Annotated in this window: 17 protein-coding genes; 6 read left to right on the top strand and 11 right to left on the bottom strand. The window is 65.3% G+C overall.

What is annotated here, in order from left to right:
* Positions 1-72 precede the first annotated feature (72 nt).
* Together NMB41_RS11325 and NMB41_RS11330 are read left to right on the top strand one after the other, a co-directional pair.
* Positions 73-1,839 carry an amidohydrolase gene (locus NMB41_RS11325; protein WP_494382541.1) on the top strand — a complete coding sequence of 589 codons (1,767 nt, stop codon included), beginning with the start codon at positions 73-75 and terminating at the stop codon, positions 1,837-1,839.
* Positions 1,840-1,935: 96 nt separating this feature from the next.
* A complete protein-coding gene (locus NMB41_RS11330) occupies positions 1,936-2,829 on the top strand; it encodes a cupin-like domain-containing protein (protein ID WP_494382542.1) in 894 nt (297 codons plus the stop codon).
* A 2-nt stretch (positions 2,830-2,831) separates the two neighbouring features.
* On the opposite strand, the gene NMB41_RS11335 is transcribed toward NMB41_RS11330, so the two are convergent.
* The 3 genes from NMB41_RS11335 to zwf form a co-directional block, all read right to left on the bottom strand.
* The gene (locus NMB41_RS11335) at positions 2,832-3,527 is read right to left on the bottom strand and encodes a trimeric intracellular cation channel family protein (RefSeq protein ID WP_494382543.1); all 696 of its coding nucleotides are present in this window, start codon (positions 3,525-3,527) and stop codon (positions 2,832-2,834) included.
* 112 nt (positions 3,528-3,639) lie between these two features.
* Complete coding sequence (mqo, locus tag NMB41_RS11340) at positions 3,640-5,229, bottom strand: malate dehydrogenase (quinone) (RefSeq protein WP_494382544.1); 1,590 nt, start codon at positions 5,227-5,229, stop codon at positions 3,640-3,642.
* A gap of 244 nt (positions 5,230-5,473) precedes the next feature.
* Positions 5,474-6,940 (bottom strand): glucose-6-phosphate dehydrogenase, encoded by a 1,467-nt coding sequence (gene zwf, locus NMB41_RS11345; protein WP_494382545.1) that lies wholly within the window; start codon positions 6,938-6,940, stop codon positions 5,474-5,476.
* 187 nt (positions 6,941-7,127) lie between these two features.
* Between zwf and NMB41_RS11350 the strand changes: the two genes are divergently transcribed.
* The 4 genes from NMB41_RS11350 (at position 7,128) to NMB41_RS11365 (ending at position 11,697) form a co-directional block, all read left to right on the top strand.
* Positions 7,128-8,957: an acyl-CoA dehydrogenase gene (locus NMB41_RS11350; RefSeq protein WP_494382546.1), complete on the top strand. Its 1,830-nt coding sequence runs from the start codon at positions 7,128-7,130 to the stop codon at positions 8,955-8,957.
* Positions 8,957-9,541: a hypothetical protein gene (locus NMB41_RS11355; protein WP_494382547.1), complete on the top strand. Its 585-nt coding sequence runs from the start codon at positions 8,957-8,959 to the stop codon at positions 9,539-9,541. The genes NMB41_RS11350 and NMB41_RS11355 overlap by 1 nt, the downstream gene beginning before the upstream one ends.
* Positions 9,542-9,622: 81 nt before the next feature.
* On the top strand, positions 9,623-10,840 hold the full coding sequence (locus tag NMB41_RS11360; RefSeq protein WP_494382548.1) for a YeeE/YedE family protein: 1,218 nt from the start codon (positions 9,623-9,625) through the stop codon (positions 10,838-10,840).
* A gap of 92 nt (positions 10,841-10,932) precedes the next feature.
* Positions 10,933-11,697 carry an SDR family oxidoreductase gene (locus tag NMB41_RS11365; protein ID WP_494382549.1) on the top strand — a complete coding sequence of 255 codons (765 nt, stop codon included), beginning with the start codon at positions 10,933-10,935 and terminating at the stop codon, positions 11,695-11,697.
* Positions 11,698-11,701: 4 nt separating this feature from the next.
* Here the strand turns inward: NMB41_RS11365 and NMB41_RS11370 are convergent, their stop codons facing one another.
* The 8 genes from NMB41_RS11370 to NMB41_RS11405 all read right to left on the bottom strand — a co-directional run bounded on the left by NMB41_RS11370 (position 11,702) and on the right by NMB41_RS11405 (position 18,996).
* Positions 11,702-12,409 (bottom strand): hypothetical protein, encoded by a 708-nt coding sequence (locus NMB41_RS11370; protein ID WP_494382550.1) that lies wholly within the window; start codon positions 12,407-12,409, stop codon positions 11,702-11,704.
* Positions 12,406-13,749 (bottom strand): MBL fold metallo-hydrolase, encoded by a 1,344-nt coding sequence (locus NMB41_RS11375; protein WP_494382551.1) that lies wholly within the window; start codon positions 13,747-13,749, stop codon positions 12,406-12,408. The genes NMB41_RS11370 and NMB41_RS11375 overlap by 4 nt, the downstream gene beginning before the upstream one ends.
* A 51-nt stretch (positions 13,750-13,800) precedes the next feature.
* Positions 13,801-14,499: a DUF2076 domain-containing protein gene (locus NMB41_RS11380; RefSeq protein ID WP_494382552.1), complete on the bottom strand. Its 699-nt coding sequence runs from the start codon at positions 14,497-14,499 to the stop codon at positions 13,801-13,803.
* 79 nt (positions 14,500-14,578) lie between these two features.
* The gene (locus NMB41_RS11385) at positions 14,579-15,754 is read right to left on the bottom strand and encodes an acyl-CoA dehydrogenase (RefSeq protein WP_494382553.1); all 1,176 of its coding nucleotides are present in this window, start codon (positions 15,752-15,754) and stop codon (positions 14,579-14,581) included.
* A 25-nt stretch (positions 15,755-15,779) separates the two neighbouring features.
* Positions 15,780-16,481, bottom strand: coding sequence for an ABC transporter ATP-binding protein (locus NMB41_RS11390; RefSeq protein ID WP_494382554.1), 702 nt, complete (start codon positions 16,479-16,481; stop codon positions 15,780-15,782).
* Positions 16,474-17,187: an ABC transporter ATP-binding protein gene (locus tag NMB41_RS11395; RefSeq protein WP_494382555.1), complete on the bottom strand. Its 714-nt coding sequence runs from the start codon at positions 17,185-17,187 to the stop codon at positions 16,474-16,476. Before NMB41_RS11395 ends, NMB41_RS11390 begins: the two co-directional genes overlap by 8 nt.
* The gene (locus NMB41_RS11400; protein ID WP_494382556.1) at positions 17,174-18,127 is read right to left on the bottom strand and encodes a branched-chain amino acid ABC transporter permease; all 954 of its coding nucleotides are present in this window, start codon (positions 18,125-18,127) and stop codon (positions 17,174-17,176) included. Before NMB41_RS11400 ends, NMB41_RS11395 begins: the two co-directional genes overlap by 14 nt.
* Entirely contained in the window at positions 18,124-18,996 is an 873-nt protein-coding gene (locus tag NMB41_RS11405) for a branched-chain amino acid ABC transporter permease (protein ID WP_494382557.1), read from the bottom strand. The genes NMB41_RS11400 and NMB41_RS11405 overlap by 4 nt, the downstream gene beginning before the upstream one ends.
* Positions 18,997-19,030 lie beyond the last annotated feature (34 nt).

Raw genomic sequence — 19,030 nt, forward strand, 5'->3', positions numbered from 1 at the left:
AAGCCATTGACGCGCGCGTAAAGAGAAGAATGCCGCGCTTTCCCCGATTGACCACACAGCCACGGGAGAGGCATGACGAAGACCGCTCTGCTGGTTCTACTGGCCCTGACCGGTGCCGCTTCGCAGGCGCCCGCCGTCGCCGCAGGCCCGCCCGCCGACCTGGTCTACCGCAACGGCTTTGTCTACACCGTCGACGCGAACGACAGCGTGCACCAGGCTCTGGCCGTGCGCGGCGGGCGCATCGTCTACGTAGGCGACGACGCCGGTGCCACGGCGCTGGCCGGTACGAGCACGCGCGTCGTCGACCTGCAGGGCCGCATGCTGATGCCAGGTTTGATCGACGCCCACATGCATCCGCAATCGGGCGGCAGCCGCCTGCTCAACTGCAGCCTGGATTACCAGCGGCTCACTGTGCCGCAGTTCCAGGCACGCATCCAGGCTTGCCTCGATCGCGATAAAGCGAAAGACCCAGGCCGCTGGCTGGTCGTCGTCAACTGGTTCCAGCAGGGGATGCAGCCCGACGGCGTGGCCACCAGCACTGGGACGCTGGACGGCTTGATCACGGCGCGTCCGATTCTTGTGCGCTCCTCGTTCGGGCATTCGGTGCAGCTCAATGCGCGCGGCGTCAAGCTGGCCGGCATCCAACGCGGCACGCCTGATCCCGCGGGTGGAAGAATCGTGCGCGACGCGGGCGGCGAGGCCACCGGCCTGCTGGAAGACAGCGCGCAGGAACTGGCGATGCGCCTGCTGCCCCCACTGAATGCGAAGGAAAATCTCGCCGCCTCCAGCGCCGCACTGGACGCGATGCGCAGGCAAGGGATCACCAGCTTCCTCGACGCCTGGACCGACGTTGACACCATGCGCGCGTTCGCGACGCTGCAACGCCAGGGCAAGCTGACGGCGCGCGCCCATTTCGCGCCGCTGATCGATCTCGACAAGGGCGCGACCGTTCGGACTGCGGTGGACAGCCTGCTGCAGCAGCACAGGCGCTTCGACCAGGGGCCGACCGGCGTACGGCCGTCGATGCAGGTGCGCCATGCCAAACTGTTCATGGACGGCGTGATTGCCGCGCCCGCGTTCACCGGGGCCATGCTCGCGCCCTATCTGGTGAGCGAGGGGCGGCCGAATCCCGGCAATGGGCCGCGCAGTTATTTTTCGCCGGCTGCCCTGGACAGCACGCTGGCGGCACTGGCCCGTGCGCGCATCGATCCGCACATCCACGCCGACGGCGACCGCGCCGTGCGCGATTCGCTCGACGCCATCGCGCGCCTGCGCGGCACGCCGCAGGGCAAGCACGTACGGCCCGCGCTGGCCCATGCCGAGATCGTGGCTCCCGCCGACTATCCGCGCTTCGCCACGCTGGACGTTGCACCCGTGCTGTCGCTGCAATGGGCCAAGCCGGCGCCGGACACGGTCGGCGCCTTGCAAGACTTTCTCGGCCCCGAGCGGTATGCGGCGGTCCAACCGCAAGCCGTGCTGCTGGACGCCGGCGCGCGCGTGGCCTATGGCAGCGACTGGCCGGTCGATCCTCTTGACGCCTGGTTCGCGCTCAAGGTCGGTGTAACCCGCACGGCCGCGCCCGATGCCGGCCCGGAGTTTGCCGGACGCCTGACGGCGCAGCCCGGCATGCCGCGCGCCGCCGTGCTGCGCGCGGCCACTTTGAACGCAGCCTGGACGCTGCGCCAGGAAAGCACGACCGGCTCGCTGGAAGTGGGCAAGCTGGCCGATTTTCTTGTCCTCGACCGGAATTTCTTCAGCATTCCCGAGGAAGACATTGCCAACATCAAGGTGCTGCAGACGGTCGTCGGCGGCAGGCTGGTGTACGAGGCAAAGGATTAGCGCGGCAAGCGAGGCCTATCCGCGCCCGATACGCTATCCTGTCGCCTGTTTTCGATATTCAGGCGATGCAATGAAGAGGTTGGGTGGGATGCCGTCATGGTAGAGAAGGACGAGTTGGACGATCGATCGCCGCGGCGCCTGCCGCCGCGCCTGTCGCCGGAGGAAGCACTGGCGCGGAAGGAAACGCGCGAGCGCAGGGATGCCGAGATGCGCGGCGTCGCGTCGATCGACGCGATGCGCGCGGCGATCAAGGACGCTGCGCGCAAGCTCTTCGCAATCGAGGAGCTGCCACGCGCCGGCAAGCTCGATGCGGCGGCCTTCCTGGCACGCGCCGCCGAAGGACTGCCGTTCCTGATGCCCGGCGGTGCCTCCCGCTGGCCGCTCGCATCGCTCACGCCGCAAACCCTGCGCGAACAGTTCAGCACCATCCCGGTACGCGCCCGCGTTGGCGACTACGTCAATACCGCCTTTGCGGCCGACCGGGCGATGCAGGACATGTCGATGCTCGAATACCTGGACCTGGGCGCCAGCGGCACGCAGGCGCTGCCGCCGTATCTGGGCAACCTGGAGCTGCGCGAACTGAACCGCTTCTGCCACTGGCCGGCCTGGTTCACGAAGCCCGGCCCGCCGCGCTTCTGGCTCGGCCCCGCCGGCACGGTAACACCGCTGCACGCCGATTACGACGACAACATCTTCGTGCAGATCTGGGGTTCGAAGCGGATCTTTCTGGCACCGCCGCACCACGATGAATTCCTGTATCCGGTCGAGGCGAACGCGCTGCTGTTCGGTTCACCCTTCGACCCGGAAGCGCCGGACTACGAACGCTTTCCCCTGGCGCGCCAGGCGACGCTGCTCGAGATCGTCGTGGGACCGGGCGACATGCTGTATGTGCCGGCCGGGTGGTACCACCAGGTACGCTCGCTCAGCTTTTCGCTGTCTTCGAACCGATGGTCGCGCACGATGCCGCTGGCGCTTGGCTCATCAACTTAACCTCAGCGGTTGTCGTCCCGCTCGTCCGCTTCGCGCTGGTTGCCCGTATGTTCCGGCACGCGCGCACGCGGCAGGTGCCAGTCATATTTGACCGCCACCATGCGCAGGCCGAAGCACAGCAGGGCGCCGGCCACCGCGGTGGCGGTGGTCGGCAGCTGCAGCGCGTCGCCGATCACGACGACCGATGCACCGGCCAGCGCCGCGACGGCGTAGATGTCCGACCTGAACACGGCCGGCACGTTCGAGAGCAGCACGTCGCGCGCGATGCCCCCGCCAATCCCCGTCAGCATGCCGAGCAGGGCCGCCATCACTGGTTCCAGGCCGTAGACCAGCGCCTTTTGCGCGCCCGCCACGCAAAACAGGGCCAGGCCGACGCTGTCGAAGAACAGGACCGGCGAACGCAGGCGGTTAATGATCGGGTACCAGAAGAAGATGACGACGCCGGCCAGCATCGAGACGGCCAGATAGCGCCAGTCGCTGATCGCAGCCGGCGGCGTCGCGCCGATCAGCAGGTCGCGCACGATGCCGCCCGAGTTGGCGGCCACGAAGGACAGCACCAGCACGCCAAAGATGTCAAGGCGGCGGCGTGCGCCGGCGGTGGCGCCACTCAAGGCGAAGACGAAGGTGCCGACCAGGTCGAGCGTGAGCACGAGGGTCTTCATGGCAGCGCCCATGTCGAGCGAGAGAACATCGAACACTGTAACTACCTTTGGTAAAAAACGCGGCGGAACGCGCAATGATACGCGCCCGCCGCCTGCCCGAAGTAAAAAAGCCCCTGCGAACAGGGGCTGCTTGGCCTACACCTGCGGTTTACTGCTGCGCGACGACGGCCGGTTCGTCGAGCGTGAACGCCTTCAGGCCGAGCGCCTTGCTGCTGGCCTGGCGCACGCGGTTGGCGAGCGCCGGGTCGCTATTCAACTTCTGGCCATACGAAGGCACCATTTCCTTCATCTTCGCCTGCCATGCCGGCGTCGCCAGCTGGCCCTTGAACGCTGACTGGGCGATCACCTTGAGCATGATCGGCGCGGCGGTCGAGGCGCCGGGCGAGGCGCCCAGCAGGGCGACGATGCTGCCGTCGGCCGCGCCCACGACCTCGGTGCCGAACTGCAGCAGGCCGCCCTTCGGCGTGTCCTTGACGATCTGGACGCGCTGGCCGGCGGTGGCCAGGGTCCAGTCTTCCAGCTTCGCGTTCGGCAGGTATTCGCGCAGGGTCGCCAGGCGGTCTTCAGGATTGAGCATCACCTGCTCGACCAGGTATTTGGTGAGCGGGATGTTATCGATGCCGGCTTGCAGCATCGGACGCACGTTACCCGTGCCCATCGAGCCCGGCAGGTCGATCCAGGAACCGTTCTTCAGGAACTTGGTCGAGAAAGTCGCGAATGGTCCGAACAACAGGGTCTTCTTGCCGTCGATGACGCGCGTGTCGAGGTGGGGCACCGACATTGGCGGCGAGCCGACCGAGGCCTTGCCATAGACTTTCGCATGGTGCTGGTTGACGAGCTCCGGATTGTTCGTCACCAGGAACTGGCCGCCGACCGGCACGCCGCCATAGCCCTTCGCTTCCGGGATGCCCGACTTTTCCAGCAGCGGCAGCGAACCGCCGCCGGCGCCGATGAAGACGAACTTAGCGCGCACGGTCTGCAGCTTGTCGTTCGCCAGGTCCTTGATCGAGACGTTCCAGATGCCGTCGGCGCCGCGCTGGATATCGCGCACTTCATGGCGCAACTGCAGGGTCATGCCTTTTTTTTCGGTCAGGGTTTTCACCATCGAGCGGGTGAGCGTACCGAAGTTGACGTCGGTGCCGATGTCCATGCGGGTCGCGGCAACCTTCTGCGTCTTGTCGCGGCCATTCATCACCAGCGGCGCCCACTGGCGGATCTGGTCGTAGTCTTCGCTGAACTGCATGCCCTTGAACAGGTTTTCCTGCTGCAGGGCGGCGTAGCGCTTGCGCAGGAAAGCGATGTTCTCATCGCCCCACACGAAACTCATGTGCGGCACATTGTTAATGAAGGCTTGCGCCGGCGGCAGGTAGCCCTTGTTGACCTGGTAGGCCCAGAACTGCTTCGACACTTCGAACTGTTCGTTGATGTCGACGGCCTTTTTCGTTTCGATGCTGCCGTCCGCGCCTTCGGGCGTGTAGTTCAGTTCCGCAAAAGCAGAGTGGCCGGTGCCGGCATTGTTCATCGCGTCCGAGCTTTCGGCGGCGACCGAATCGAGGCGCTCGACCATCTCGATCTTCAGGTCTGGATCGAGCTCGGTGAGCATGGAGCCGAGGGTCGCGCTCATCACGCCGGCGCCGACCAGCAGCACGTCGACCGGCTGTTCATTGGATGCGGGAGGGGCCTTTTCGCAGGCGGCGAGGAGCGAGCAAGAGACTAAAACGGGAAGCAGTTTACGCATGAGATATCCGAATCTTGAACTGAGACGACGACAGCAGGGAGTTGAAAGGACAGATTGGCTGGTTTCTCATGGCCAGCTTGGTGGAGCTCGGAGGTAGTCGAAGTCTCGTCGACGCGGCTCATGCTGCCCGGCGACGCGATGTCGCCGGGCGCGGGTAACCGTCTGAATCGGTTACAGGGATGTATTTTACTACTGAATCTTTCACGTATGTATTATCGGCTCAAGATTCGAGGGCGGGAGGCGTTTACTCCACCCAGCTGAACCCGTCGCGCGCCAGCAGGGCGAACGACTCCGATGGCCCCCAGGAACCGGCGGCATACGTGTGCGGCTTTTCGCCCAGCTTGCCCCAGCCCTCGATGATCGGATCGGCCCAGGACCATGCGGCTTCGAGTTCGTCGCGCCGCATGAAGTGGGTCAGGCGGCCGCGCACCACGTCGATCAGGAGGCGTTCGTAGGCTTCGGCGCGGCGCTGCTGGAAGGCCGACTGCAGGTCGAGGTTCAGCGCCACCTGCTGCATGTGCATGCCGCTGCCGGGTTCCTTGGCCATGATCTGCAGCTTGATCGCTTCCTCGGGCTGCAGTTCGATGACGAGGCGGTTGGCGACGCCGCCCGGCGCGCCCGGGAACAGCGGGAAGGGGGGATTCGCGAATTCGATGACGATCTTCGACGAACGGCGCGCCATGCGCTTACCCGTGCGCAGGTAGAACGGCACCTTCGACCAGCGCCAGGTGTCGACGTGGGCGCGCAAGGCGACAAACGTCTCGGTGTTAGATTCCGGCGGCACGTTGCGCTCTTCGAGGTAGCCCGGCACTTCCTGGTTGCCCGAGACGCCGTGACCGTACTGCCCACGCACCGTGTCGCGCGCGATGTCGGCCAGGCCGAAGCGGCGCAGCGAGCGCAGCACTTTCAGCTTCTCGTCGCGCACGGCGTCCGGCGCGAGCGAGGTCGGCGGCTCCATCGCGACGATGCACAGCAGCTGCAGCAGGTGGTTCTGGACCATGTCGCGCATCGCGCCGGTGCCATCGTAGAAGCCCGCGCGGCTGCCCACGCCCACTTCCTCGGCCACCGTAATCTGCACGCTCGAGATGTTCGGCGCACGCCAGATCGGTTCCAGGATCGAATTCCCGAAGCGCAGCACCATCAGGTTCTGCACCGTCTCCTTACCGAGGTAATGGTCGATCCGGTAGATCTGCGACTCGGCAAAGTGCTTGCCCACTGCTTCGTTAATCTCGATCGCCGAGGCGAGGTCGGTGCCGAGCGGCTTTTCCAGCACCACGCGCGCATTGGCGTCGACCAGGCCGGATGCAGCCAGCTTGTCGCAGATCGTGGTGAACAGCGCGGGCGCGGTCGACAGGTAGAACACGCGCTCGGCGCCAGGACGCGAGGCGGCGGCGAGGTTGCCGAAGTCGGGCGCGGCCTGCACGTCGAGCACGACGTACTCCAGCAGGCGCAGGAAGCCGTCCCAGGTCTTGTCGTTGAAGTTCTCGGGCGCGATGAAGGCGCGCGAATGGGCCTCGACGTGGGCCAGGTAGGCGTCGCGCGCCAGCTCCTGGCGGCCGGTGGAGAGGATGCGGGTCGAAGGCGGCAGGTTACCGTGCAGGTAAGCCATGTACAGCGCCGGCAGCAGCTTGCGCATGGCCAGGTCGCCCATGCCCCCGAAGATGGTCATGTCGAGGGGGAGGGCGGTGTCGGGCGCGGTTGTTTGGGTCATGGTCTTGGCTCAAATAGTAGTGCTCAGCGCTCTGCGGGCAGGGCGCCGACGCGTGGTCGTATCAAATACTATAGCCTAGATCTGCGGGCAAGGCCGCCAGGCGGACAGGGAGCCGGCGCCCCCTTCGCATGTGGATGCCGGATCGGTTATCCTTGCAGTAGACCAAACGATAACAACAGGGGACACCATGGAATCAACCATCCTGAACCGCCGCGACATCGACTTCCTGCTCTACGAATGGCTCAATGTCGAGTCGCTGACGACGCGCCCGCGCTACCAGGACCACAGCCGCGAGACCTTCGACGCGGCATTGGATACCGCCCAGCAGATCGCGACCGATCTCTACGCCACGCATAACAAGAAGAGCGATGCGAAGGAGCCGCATTTCGATGGCGAGCGTGTCGCGATCATCCCGGAAGTCAAAACCGCGCTCGATGCCTTCTGCGCGGCGGGCCTGTTGGCGGCGGGCCAGGACTACGACTACGAAGGCATGCAGTTGCCCTGCGTGGTCGAGAAGGCAGTCGGCGCCTGGTTCCCGGCCGCGAACGTCTCGACCTCTTCGTACACCTTCCTCACGATGGGCAACGCGAACACGCTCCTGAAAACGGCGACGCCGCGCCAGGTTGAGCGTTTTGTGCGTCCCCAGCTGGCGGGCCGCTTCTTCGGCACCATGTGCCTGTCCGAGCCGCAGGCCGGCTCCAGCCTGTCGGACATCACGACGCGCGCCGAGCCTGACGCGGTCGATGGCCCCGAAGGCGAGCGCCAGTACCGGCTGCGCGGCAACAAGATGTGGATCTCCGCCGGCGAACATGAGCTGGCCGAGAACATCGTGCACCTGGTGCTGGCCAAGATTCCCGGCCCGGACGGCAAGCTGATCCCGGGCGTGAAGGGGATTTCGCTGTTCATCGTGCCTAAATACCTGGTCAACGAAGATGGCTCGCTCGGCGAGCGCAACGACATCGCGCTGGCGGGCCTGAACCACAAGATGGGCAACCGCGGCACGACCAACTGCCTGCTCAATTTCGGCGAAGGCAAGTACAAGCCTGACGGGCGGGCCGGCGCGATCGGCTACCTGGTGGGCGAGCCGCACAAGGGCCTGGCCAACATGTTCCACATGATGAACGAAGCGCGCATCGGCGTCGGCCTGGGCGCGACCGTGCTCGGGATCACCGGCTATCTGCACGCGCTCGACTATGCGAGGAATCGCCCGCAGGGACGCCCTCCGGCCGAGAAGGACCCGGCGAAACCGCAGGTCGCGATCATCGAACATACCGACGTGCGCCGCATGCTGCTGGCCCAGAAAGCCTACACAGAAGGCGCGCTGGCGCTGATCCTGTACTGCGCCAGGCTGGTCGACGAGCAGCGCACCGGCGAGTCGGTCGAGGCGCAAACGCGCGCCGGCATGCTGCTCGACTTCCTGACGCCGATCGCCAAGTCCTGGCCTTCGCAGTGGTGCCTCGAAGCGAACAGCCTGGCGATCCAGGTCCACGGCGGCTATGGCTACACACGCGAATACAATGTCGAGCAGTTCTACCGCGACAACCGCCTCAACGCGATCCACGAAGGCACCCACGGCATCCACGGGCTCGACCTGTTGGGACGCAAGGTCTCGATCCAGCAGGGCGCCTTGTTCAAGGCCGTCAACGAGGAAGTGGCGGCCACCATCGGCAAGGCGCGCACGGCGGACAATGCCGACTTGCAGGCGTATGCCGGCCAGCTCGAAGCACTGTGGCAGCGTATCGGCCAGGTCACGGCGACGCTGTACGGCGCCGGCGACATGAACAAGACCCTGGCCAATGCCAGCTTGTACTTGGAAGCGGTCGGGCACGTGGTGATCGCCTGGATGTGGCTTGAGAAGGCACTGGTGGCGGTCGAGGGCGAGGGCGACTTCTACCGCGGCAAACTGCAGGCCTGCCGCTATTTCTTCAACTGGGAATTGCCGAAGGCCGAGCAGCAGCTTGCGCTATTGGCGACGGTCGACACGACCACCCTCGACATGCAGGATGCATGGTTCTGATGACTGACGCATTCGACCCGACCACCCAGATCACCCTGAACGACATCGCCATCGGCGCCCGGCTCGTCGAGGCGCTGCTGCACCATGTAAAGAAGAATGGCGCCGCGCTGATCGGCTATGCCGAGCTGCTCGAGCTGGGGCGTTTTCTCGATCCGAAGGATGCCGAGATGGGCCGCGCCGAAGTGCTCGGCATGGCCATGAAGCTGCGCTTCGTGTCCGAGTTTTGCAAGGAGAACGGGTATCCGGACCTGGCCAGCCTGGCCGCGCATCCGCTGCCAGGCGCCGACGGCGATCGTGACGCCGAACGGCGCGCGGCCGCTGCCTTCGACTGGGCGGCGGCGCCGGCGCAGCTGGCCGCCTATGTCAAAGCCGCGAAAGCCCGCGTGCCGGCGCGCCTGAAACCGCGCAAGGAGCGGCCGGCCGAAGTGTCCTGGTATGCCTACTTCAGCGCGCACCGCGAGGCGTGCAAGAACATTACGTCGAGCGACAAGAAGGAAGTGGTCAACCTGATGATGGCCGGGCTCGACCCGGAGACGGCATTGCGGCGCTTCCTGGCGGCGAAGGCGGAGTTCGAGGAAGCTTGACGGCGGGCGGCGGCTTCGCCTGCAGAGAAGCGCGAAATGCGCGAAAATGGCGGGTTACGCCGTTCATTGGGAACTCCCGCCATGTCTTCTACCGCTATTCCAAGCCTGCGCCCCGGCGCCGGCATGAATCCGACGCCGCTCGGCGTGTCCCTGATCCTGATCCTGCTCGGCGCCTGGTACCTCACCGGCGCCGTCGGTCCGAAGCAGGCCATGCTGTTCGTGGTCGGCGCGCTGCTCGGCCTGGCCTTGTACCACGCCGCCTTCGGCTTCACCTCGGCATGGCGCGTCTTCATCGCCGACGGCCGCGGCGCCGGGTTGCGCGCGCAGATGCTGATGCTGGCCGTCGGCGTGGCGCTGTTCTTCCCGGCGCTGGCCGCCGGCACCCTGTTCGGCAATCCGGTCTCGGGACTGGTGTCGCCGGCCGGCACCTCGGTCGTCATCGGCGCTTTCATCTTCGGCATCGGCATGCAGCTGGGCGGCGGCTGCGCCTCCGGCACCCTGTACACGGTCGGCGGCGGCAGCACGCGCATGATCGTGACGCTGGTCTTTTTCATCATCGGCTCGGTCATCGGCACCGCGCACATGCCGTTCTGGACCTCGCTGCCGCAGCTCGCGCCAATCTCGCTGGTCAAGACGCTGGGCCTGACACCGGCGCTGCTGCTCAACTGGACCGTATTCGCGGCCATTGCGGCCATCACCGTCATCGTCGAAAAACGCCGCCATGGACGGCTGGTCGCGTCGCACGAGCAGCCGCCGCACGGTTCGCCATGGCTGCATGGCCCTTGGCCGCTGGTGGCCGGCGCGCTGGCGCTGGTGCTGCTCAATTTCGCGACCCTGGCGCTGGCCGGCCGGCCCTGGGGCGTTACCTCGGCCTTTGCGCTGTGGGGCGCCAAGGCCGCTTCCTTTATCGGGATCGACATCGCCAGCTGGACCTACTGGTCGACCAAGGCCAACGCCGCGGCGCTGGCGGCTCCCTTGTCGCAGGACGTGACCACGGTAATGGACATCGGAATCGTGCTCGGCGCGATGCTGGCCGCGGCACTGGCCGGGCGCTACGCACCGGTCTGGCGCCTGCCCCTGCGCTCGGTCCTTGCCGCGGTCGCCGGCGGCCTGCTGCTCGGCTATGGCGCGCGCCTCGCCTATGGCTGCAACATCGGCGCCTACTTCAGCGGCATCGTGTCGGGCAGCCTGCATGGCTGGCTGTGGCTGGTCTTCGCCTTTGCCGGCAACGTGCTCGGCACGCGCCTGCGGCCCTTCTTCGGGCTGGAAGTCGAGCGAGTGAAGCCCACCGCCTGCTGATCTGGCGGCGTTTCGAAAGCAAGGAACGGATAGAGCGCACTGGACGAAGCCTTCATCCTGACGATGTTACCCACATCATCAGGAGGAAGACCATGCATCAGCTATCGGGAAAAGTCGCCATCGTCACCGGCGCCAGTTCGGGCATCGGCTACGCGACGGCCAGGTTGTTCGCCAGCGAAGGCGCGCAGCTTGTCGTCACCGCGCGCCGCCAGAGCGAGCTCGCCAAGCTGGTCACGGAGATCGAGCGCGAGGGCGGCGTTGCGGTCGCTATCGCCGGCGACATCCGGGACGAGCAGCTTGCACGCGCCCTGGTGGAGACGGCAGTCGAGCGCTTCGGCGGGCTCGACATCGCATTCAACAATGCCGGCACCACGGGCCAGACTGCGCCGGTGGCCGACATCCCGCTCGATACCTGGCAAGCCACGCTCGACACCAACCTGACAGGATCCTTCCTGGGCGCGAAGTACCAGTTGCCGGCCATGGTGAAGCGCGGCGGCGGCTCGATCATTTTTACCTCGAGCTTCGTCGGCAGCACCGCCGGCTTTCCCGGGATGGGCGCCTATGCCGCCAGCAAGGCTGGATTGACCGGCCTGATGCAGGTTATCGCCGTCGAGTATGGCACCCGCGGTATCCGCGCGAACGTCTTGCTGCCAGGCGGCGTCGACACACCCATGGGGCGGGAGACCGCGAATACGCCGGAGGCGCTGGCCTTCATACAAAGCCTGTACGCCCTCAAGCGCATTGCCCGGCCCGAGGAAATCTCGCGCGCGGCGCTCTACCTGGCTTCCGATGCGTCGAGCTTCAGCACCGGTTCATGCCTGCTAATCGATGGCGGGGTGTCGGTGAACCGTACGTGACAGCTTAATGCCCGAGGAGCGCCAGGCTGCGCTCCCATTCGGCATGCCATGGATCGAGGAAGGCGTTGGCGTCAAACGCGCGTTTCAGACTGCGCAGCGGCACCCGGTGGACGTCGTGCAGGCCGAGCGCCAGCACGACAGGATTCCAGACGATCTTCGATTTCGCCTTCTTGGTGCTGGCCTTGATGCGCGCACCTTCGTCGCCGAAGATGCCGCCGGCGCTGGTCAAGGCCGCGTCGAGGTCGAGCTTGGCCAGGCCACCAAACGCGGCGATCACCTGTTCCTTGTAGATGCCGGCCGTCGATTCCGTCGGCGGCTTCGGTTCCGCAGGCGGCTCGGCGGCACGCTTGACGGTCTTGACCAGTTTCTCCAGTTCCTTTTTCAGGAAGCGCAGTTCGTGGAGCTCGCGCCGGAAGCCCGGTGCGGGCAGCGTCGTCACGATCTTGTAGGCGTCCTTGGTGATTGTGATCAGGACGTCCTCGCTGCCTGCCGCCAGGCGCGCGGTGTCGCCTTCGAAGAAGATCGGCGCGGCATAGCCGCCGTTGGCGTCGCCGAAGAGTTCCGGAAAGGCCGCATCATAGTCGAGCCAGACCCAGGGCGTCATGCCGTACTCGATCAGGCGGGCCAGGGTCCAGGGCGTGCCGAGCTCCTGCTCCAGCCAGTCGCAGCTTTGTTCGAGGGTCGCCCGGAAAGGCAGGATGGTGATCGTCATGGTGATTCTTTCAGCCGGAGGAGTTGCGCGGCCTGGTAGGCGCCGAAGGCGTCGTTGAAGAGGCAGCGGATCAAGGGGTCGTCGACCAGTTCGGCCGTGTCGAGGTCCGCTTCGGTGGCGTCGTCGAAGCGCGTGTCGTTGATCCGCATGTACATCGAGGTCAGGGATTCGCCCAGTTCAAGGGCCGCGTACAACTTGGCAGCCGGGATCTCGGTGGTCCAGGAGAGCGGGGCGGCGGCAGCGACGAGGCCGATGCTGTCTTTCTCGACGCGGTAGTGGTACTGCGTTTCTGTACCCGCGCGGTCGAACACGGAAAGGCGCCAGAGGCGCGGCTGCTCGAAGAAGCTGTCCTCGGGCAGTTCCATGCCGCGGTATTTTTCGAGCAGGCCTGCGCGGCAGTAGCCGTCCACCCGCGCGGCTTGGTCAAGGCTCAAGGCCGGGAAGCGGCGCGCGATCTCGCTCGTTGCTGGCGGAACGGCCTGCGGATCGTAGTCGTAGTCCACATCCTGCTCACCCACCGGCAGCACCCAGTCGAGCGGCGCCGCCGGCGTCAAGCCATCCGCATCGAGCCGCATCGTTACCGAGGGATTCATGCGCACCACGCGCGCCTGCGGCAGCGCTGCGCCAATCTCGGCTTCGAACTGGCAATAGCTGATCGGGAAGAAGGAATGGTTGTACCAGGACCAGCTCTCCTGCAAGAACTGGCAGGAGCTCGGCACGATGAAGCGCGGAGCGAGCGCTGTGAGTTCCTCGATCCATTCTGCGGGCACGGTGGCCGGCGCTGGTGACGTGCGCGAGGGCGACAGCACCTCCATCTCGCGCATGGTCTGGAAGGGCCACAGCACCACGTCCCATGGGCCGTGCGCGGCGAGCGCCGGCAGCGTGTCCGGGTCGATCCAGGAGTCGACGACATTGAGCACCTTCAGGCCGGCCGCCTCGACCTGGAACATCGAGTCGACATCCGGGTCCATCGCGATGCGTGGCGTGACCGTGATTGCGCCGGCCGTCACCGGCGTGTCGATCCGCAGGGCTTGCACGTTGACGAAACCAAGTTCGCGCACCATCGCGAACAGCTCGTCGAAGATGCAGTATATATAGAGGGGCGTCGCGCGGTCGAGCAGGGCCAGGCTCTCTAAGGAGCAGTGGTCGTCGTGGAAGTGCGAGATGAAGACGGCATCGAAACGCAACTGGCGGATCTTGTCGCGGTCGAATGCGACCTGTGGGAAGGCGTGGCAGTTGCGGCTGAAGGGATTCTCGAAGATCGTGTCGAACGCGATCCGGCTGCCTTCGCATTCGAAGACATAACCGGCATGCAGGATCCGGGAGATGTGAAGCGGCATAGATTCTGCAAAAAGGGTGGCGGCGCGCTATGTTAACACGCCGCCCCTTTGCTAGGCCAGGTGGTCCGAGCCGCCATCGTAGGAGTCGCCGGCAAAATTGTCGGTGTCCATGCCGGCGTCGTCCAGCAGCGAACTGCCGCTGTCGGTATTGCTGTCGCCCAGCAGGCTGTTGCCGCTGTTCTGGAAGTCCTCGATCGGCGAGGTCAAGGAAGAGAAGGCGTCGTTATTGCCGAGGAAGCCGTTGCCGTCCTGGTTGTGATGGCCGAGCAGGTTGCCCAGGCCCTGGAACAGGAAGGCGCCGGCTGCGACGCCGGCCGCGGTCGAGGCGATGTTCCCGAGCGCGCCGCCCATGCCGCCACCACCGACGCCGCCGCGGAAGAAGTTACTGGCGCGGCTGGCCAGCGAAGGCTGCTGGTAGTGCTGGGGGTACTGCTGCTGCACCTGGCTGCCGTAGGCTTGCGCCGGCTGGCGCTGGCCGCCGCTGTTGCCCCAGGCGTTCGGGTCGAGGAAACCACCGCTGTTCTGCGCCCCGCCTTGCAGCTGGCGCTGCAGGTTGGCGATCTCCATCTTGGCATTGTCGAGCGCCTGCTGTTGCAGCAGGGCGCGCTGCACCAGCAGGTAGGCCGCATCGGGCTGGTAGGCCACGGCCTTCTGGATCATGGCCTCTGCCTCGGGATCCTTCGGCAGGCCGCGCACCTGGACGAGCTGGTTCAGGAAGTTTTCCAGAAGCTGGGTATCTTGCGGACTCATGGTGTCACCCTCCACATGGCTTGAATGGTCAATATCGCACCATTGTGGAGGGATTCAGGATTCGCGGGCGCGCGCCCGCTCAGAACGCGGCGATGCCCGTCTGCGCACGGCCCAGGATCAGCGCGTGGATGTCGTGCGTGCCTTCATAGGTGTTCACGACTTCCAGGTTGACCATGTGGCGGATGATGCCGAATTCGTCCGAAATGCCGTTCCCGCCCAACATGTCGCGTGCCGTGCGGGCGATGTCCAGCGACTTGCCGCAGGAATTACGCTTCATCATCGAGGTGATTTCCACTGCCGCCGTGCCTTCATCCTTCATGCGTCCCAGGCGCAGGCAGCCCTGCAGGCCAAGCGTGATCTCGGTCTGCATGTCGGCCAGCTTCTTCTGCACCAGCTGGTTCGCAGCCAGCGGTTTGCCGAACTGCTGGCGGTCCAGCGTGTACTGGCGCGCCGTGTGCCAGCAGGCTTCGGCCGCACCCAGCGCGCCCCAGGCGATGCCGTAGCGTGCCGAGTTCAGGCAGGTGAACGGGCCTTTCAGTCCGCGCACTTCCGGGAAGGCGTTTTCTTCGGGGCAGAACACGTTGTCCATGACGATTTCGCCGGTGACGGAAGCGCGCAGGCCGAACTTGCCGTGGATCGCCGGGGCCGACAAGCCTTTCCAGTCCTTCTCCAGCACGAAGCCGCGGATCGCGCCTTCATCGTCCTTGGCCCAGACCACGAACACGTCGGCGACCGGCGAATTGGTGATCCACATTTTGGAACCCGTCAGCGAGTAGCCGCCGTCGACCTTGCGCGCACGGGTGACCATCGAGCCCGGGTCGGAGCCGTGGTTCGGTTCGGTGAGGCCGAAGCAGCCGATCCATTCGCCGGTGGCCAGTTTCGGCAGGTATTTCTGTTTGGTCTCTTCGTTGCCGAACTCGTGGATCGGCACCATGACGAGCGAGGACTGCACGCTGGCCATCGAGCGGTAGCCGGAGTCGACGCGCTCGATTTCGCGCGCGATCAGGCCGTAGGCGACGTAGTTCAGACCAGGGCCGCCGTACTGTTCGGGAATCGTCGGGCCCAGCAAGCCGAGTTCGCCCATTTCGCGGAAGATGGAAGTGTCCATCTTCTCGTGGCGGAAGGCTTCGAGGATGCGCGGCTGCAGCTTGTCCTGGCAATACGCGTACGCGGCGTCGCGGATCATGCGCTCGTCGTCGGTGAGCTGGCTGTTCAGGAGGAGTGGATCGTCCCAGTGGAAGGCGGCTTTGGTCATGATGTTCTCTCTATTGAATGGGTGTTCAGCGGGCGAAGTACAAATCGTGCAGATGGTCGAGGCTGACCTCGGAGGCCGCCTGCGACAGTACGACTTTCCCGCTTTGCATCAGGTAAACGTGGTCCGCGACGCCGACCGCGCGCTGGGTGTTCTGCTCCACCAGCACGATGGTACGCCCGTCGCCCTTCAGGCGCGCGAGGATTTCGAACAATTCGTTGACCATCACCGGCGCCAGGCCCAGCGAGGGCTCGTCGATGATCAACAGCTTCGGGTCGCTCATCAGGCCGCGCGCCATGGCCAGCATCTGTGCTTCGCCGCCCGAGAGCGAACCGGCCATCTGCTTGCGCCGTTCGCGCAGGCGCGGGAACATGAGGTAGGATTTCTCCAGGTTGGCGGCCGCTTTCGAGCGGTGCTGGGGCGCGAAGGCGCCCAGCATCAGGTTTTCCTCGACCGTCATGTCGCGAAACACCATGCGCCCTTCGGGAATCATGGCCATCGAGACATCGTGCATTTCCCAGGTCGGCGTGCCGCCCAGCTGCTTGCCGTCGAGCGTGATCGAGCCCTGCTTGATCGCCACCAGGCCCATGATGGCGCGCAGCAGGGTGGTTTTGCCGGCGCCGTTGGGGCCGATGATGGTCGTCAGCTTGCCGGGGGCGACAGTCAGCGACAGGTCCCACAGCACGTTGATTGCGCCATAGCCGGCGCGCAGGTTGGTAATTTCAAGCATGGTCGGCTCCCGTATAGCTTTTCACCACAGCCGGATTGCTGAACACTTCCTGCGGCGAGCCTTCGGCGATCAGCTGGCCGAAGTTCAGCACCGCCACGCGGGGGCAGAGGTTGCTGATGGTTTCGATGTCGTGCTCGATGATGCAGATCCCGACCGAGAATTTCTCGTGCAGGCCCTTGAGCATGTTCATGAAGGCGCGCTTGCCGTTGGTCTCCAGGCCAGCCAGCACTTCGTCGAGCAGTAGCAGCTTCGGGTCGGTGGCGAGGGCCTTGGCCACTTCGAGGGCCTTCAGTTCGGTCAGCGCCAGGCCGGTCGATGCGTCGCGCTCGGCCTTGGCCGTGAGGCCCGTAAAGTCGAGCACTTCGTCGATGCGGCGCTCGTCGATGCGGCCCGTGCCGAAGCGCTGGGCCACCTGCAGGTTCTGGCGCACGGTCAGTTCGTGCATCGGCTGCGGGATCTGGAAGGTGCGTCCGATGCCCATGCGGGCCCGCTGGTACATCGGCGCCTTCAATACGTCCACGCCGTTGAACACGATGCGGCCGGCCGTGGGGCGAACCAGCCCGGAGATCGCATTGAACAGCGTGGTCTTGCCGGCGCCGTTGGCGCCGACCAGGCCGACCACGTCGCCGGTGCCGATGTTGAGCGACACGTCGTTCACGGCAGTCAGGCCGCCGAAGCGCACGGTCACGTTTTCAAGCTGTAGCATCTTTTTTCCTCATGAACTTCTTCACCAGGCCAAACAGGCCGTCGGGACTCGCCAGGATCATCCCGACCAGCACCACGCCCAGCACCAGCTGGTGCCCCGTCGGCATGATGTTCTTGACGAACAGCTGGTCGACGAGATACACCACGACCGCGCCCACCAGCGGGCCGGTAATCGTGCGGTAGCCGCCGAAGATGGCTGCGACGATCGGGATCGTCACCCACAGGCCGCTGAAGGCGTAATCCGGCTCCAGGAAGTTGATGTAGTGGGCGTTGAAAGCGCCGACCACGCCGCACATGAAGGCCGAGACGAGCAGCATCAGGCCCTTGAGCAGGGTGTTGTTGACGCCAACCACGCGGGTTGCATCTTCGCTGTCGTGCATGGCGCGCAGCGCCAGGCCGTGCGGGCTGCGCCGGATCATGTCGTAAATCAGGGCGAACAGCAGCACGATGGTCAGGATCACCAGGTAGTTGCCGGTCTTGCCGCCGAAGTCGACACCGAAGAGTTCCGGCAGGCGCGGAATGCTGGCGATGCCGCCCGAACCGCCCGTGACCGAGGTCCATTCGGTGGCCAGGATGCGGAAGATGTGGGCGTAGGCGAGAATGGCCAGCGCAAAATAGGGACCGCGCAGGCGCAGCACCGGCATCATCAGGAGCGCGGAAATCACCGCCCCGACGCCGCCCATGACCAGGCCAATAAACACCGGCACGCCGAACTTCATCGACAGCACGGCCGAGGTATAGGCGCCGACCCCGAAGAAGGCTGCGTGGCCGAAGCTCACCATGCCGCCCAGGTTGCCGAGCAGCGCCCAGGACAGGGCGATGCCGCCGATGACGAGCGAGGCAATCACCAGGCTCATGACGTAGGCGTTCCCGCCCAGTACCAGCGGCACGCCGACATAGGTGGCCGCCAGCACCACGATCAACAGTTTATTGATTTTCATCCGCGCCTCCCGGCTGCACCGAACAAGCCGTTAGGCATGAAGAAGAGGACCAGCAGGAACAGGCCCATGCCGGCCAATTCCTGCAGGGCCGAGCTGGCGAGCGTCACCGTCAGCGACTCGGCAATGCCGAGCAAAACCGCGCCGATCAGTACACCGGGAATCGAGCCGATACCGGCCAGCACGGTGATGATGAAGGCCTTCACGGTCAGCACGCTGCCGGTTGCCGGGCTGACGACGCCATAGCTGAACAGGGCGACGCCGGCAAACGCCGCCAGCAGGCCCGCCACCAGGAAGGAGACCAGTTCGGTGCGGCCCGGATTGATGCCCATGAGTTTGGCGGCGTCGCGGTTGCTCGAGACGGCGCGCACCGCGCGGCCATACCAGCTGCGCGAGAGCCACCACCACAGGGCCACGATCAGCACCAGCGAGACGAAGAAGAACAGCACTTCGCTGCGCATGCTGTAGAGATCACCGACGACGAAGGCTTCCTGCATCCAGGACGAACTGGTGGCGCGCACGTCGGCGCTCCAGATCATGAGCACGACGTTGGTCAGGATGACGCCGACGCCATAGGTCAGGGTCAGCGAATTGATTTCACGGTTGGTCTTGATGCGGCCAACCACGAAATAGAGGAGGGCGGAGGTGATCGTCACGACCAGCACCGCCACGGGAATCGCGGCGGCCGGGTTCCAGCCCAGTTTCGATTCGACCGTGTAGGCGATGTAGGCGGCCAGCAGCACCAGTTCGCCGTGCGCGAGGTTGATGACCTTCATGGCGCCGAATACCAGCGCCAGGCCCAGGGCGATCAGCGCATACGAGCCGCCCTGCAGCATTCCGGAGTACACGGACTGCAATATTAATTCGGACATGTGTGCATTCCAATTGAGGTGAGACATGCCGGGA

The sequence above is a fragment of the Massilia sp. FBCC-B171 genome (genome assembly GCF_059134155.1).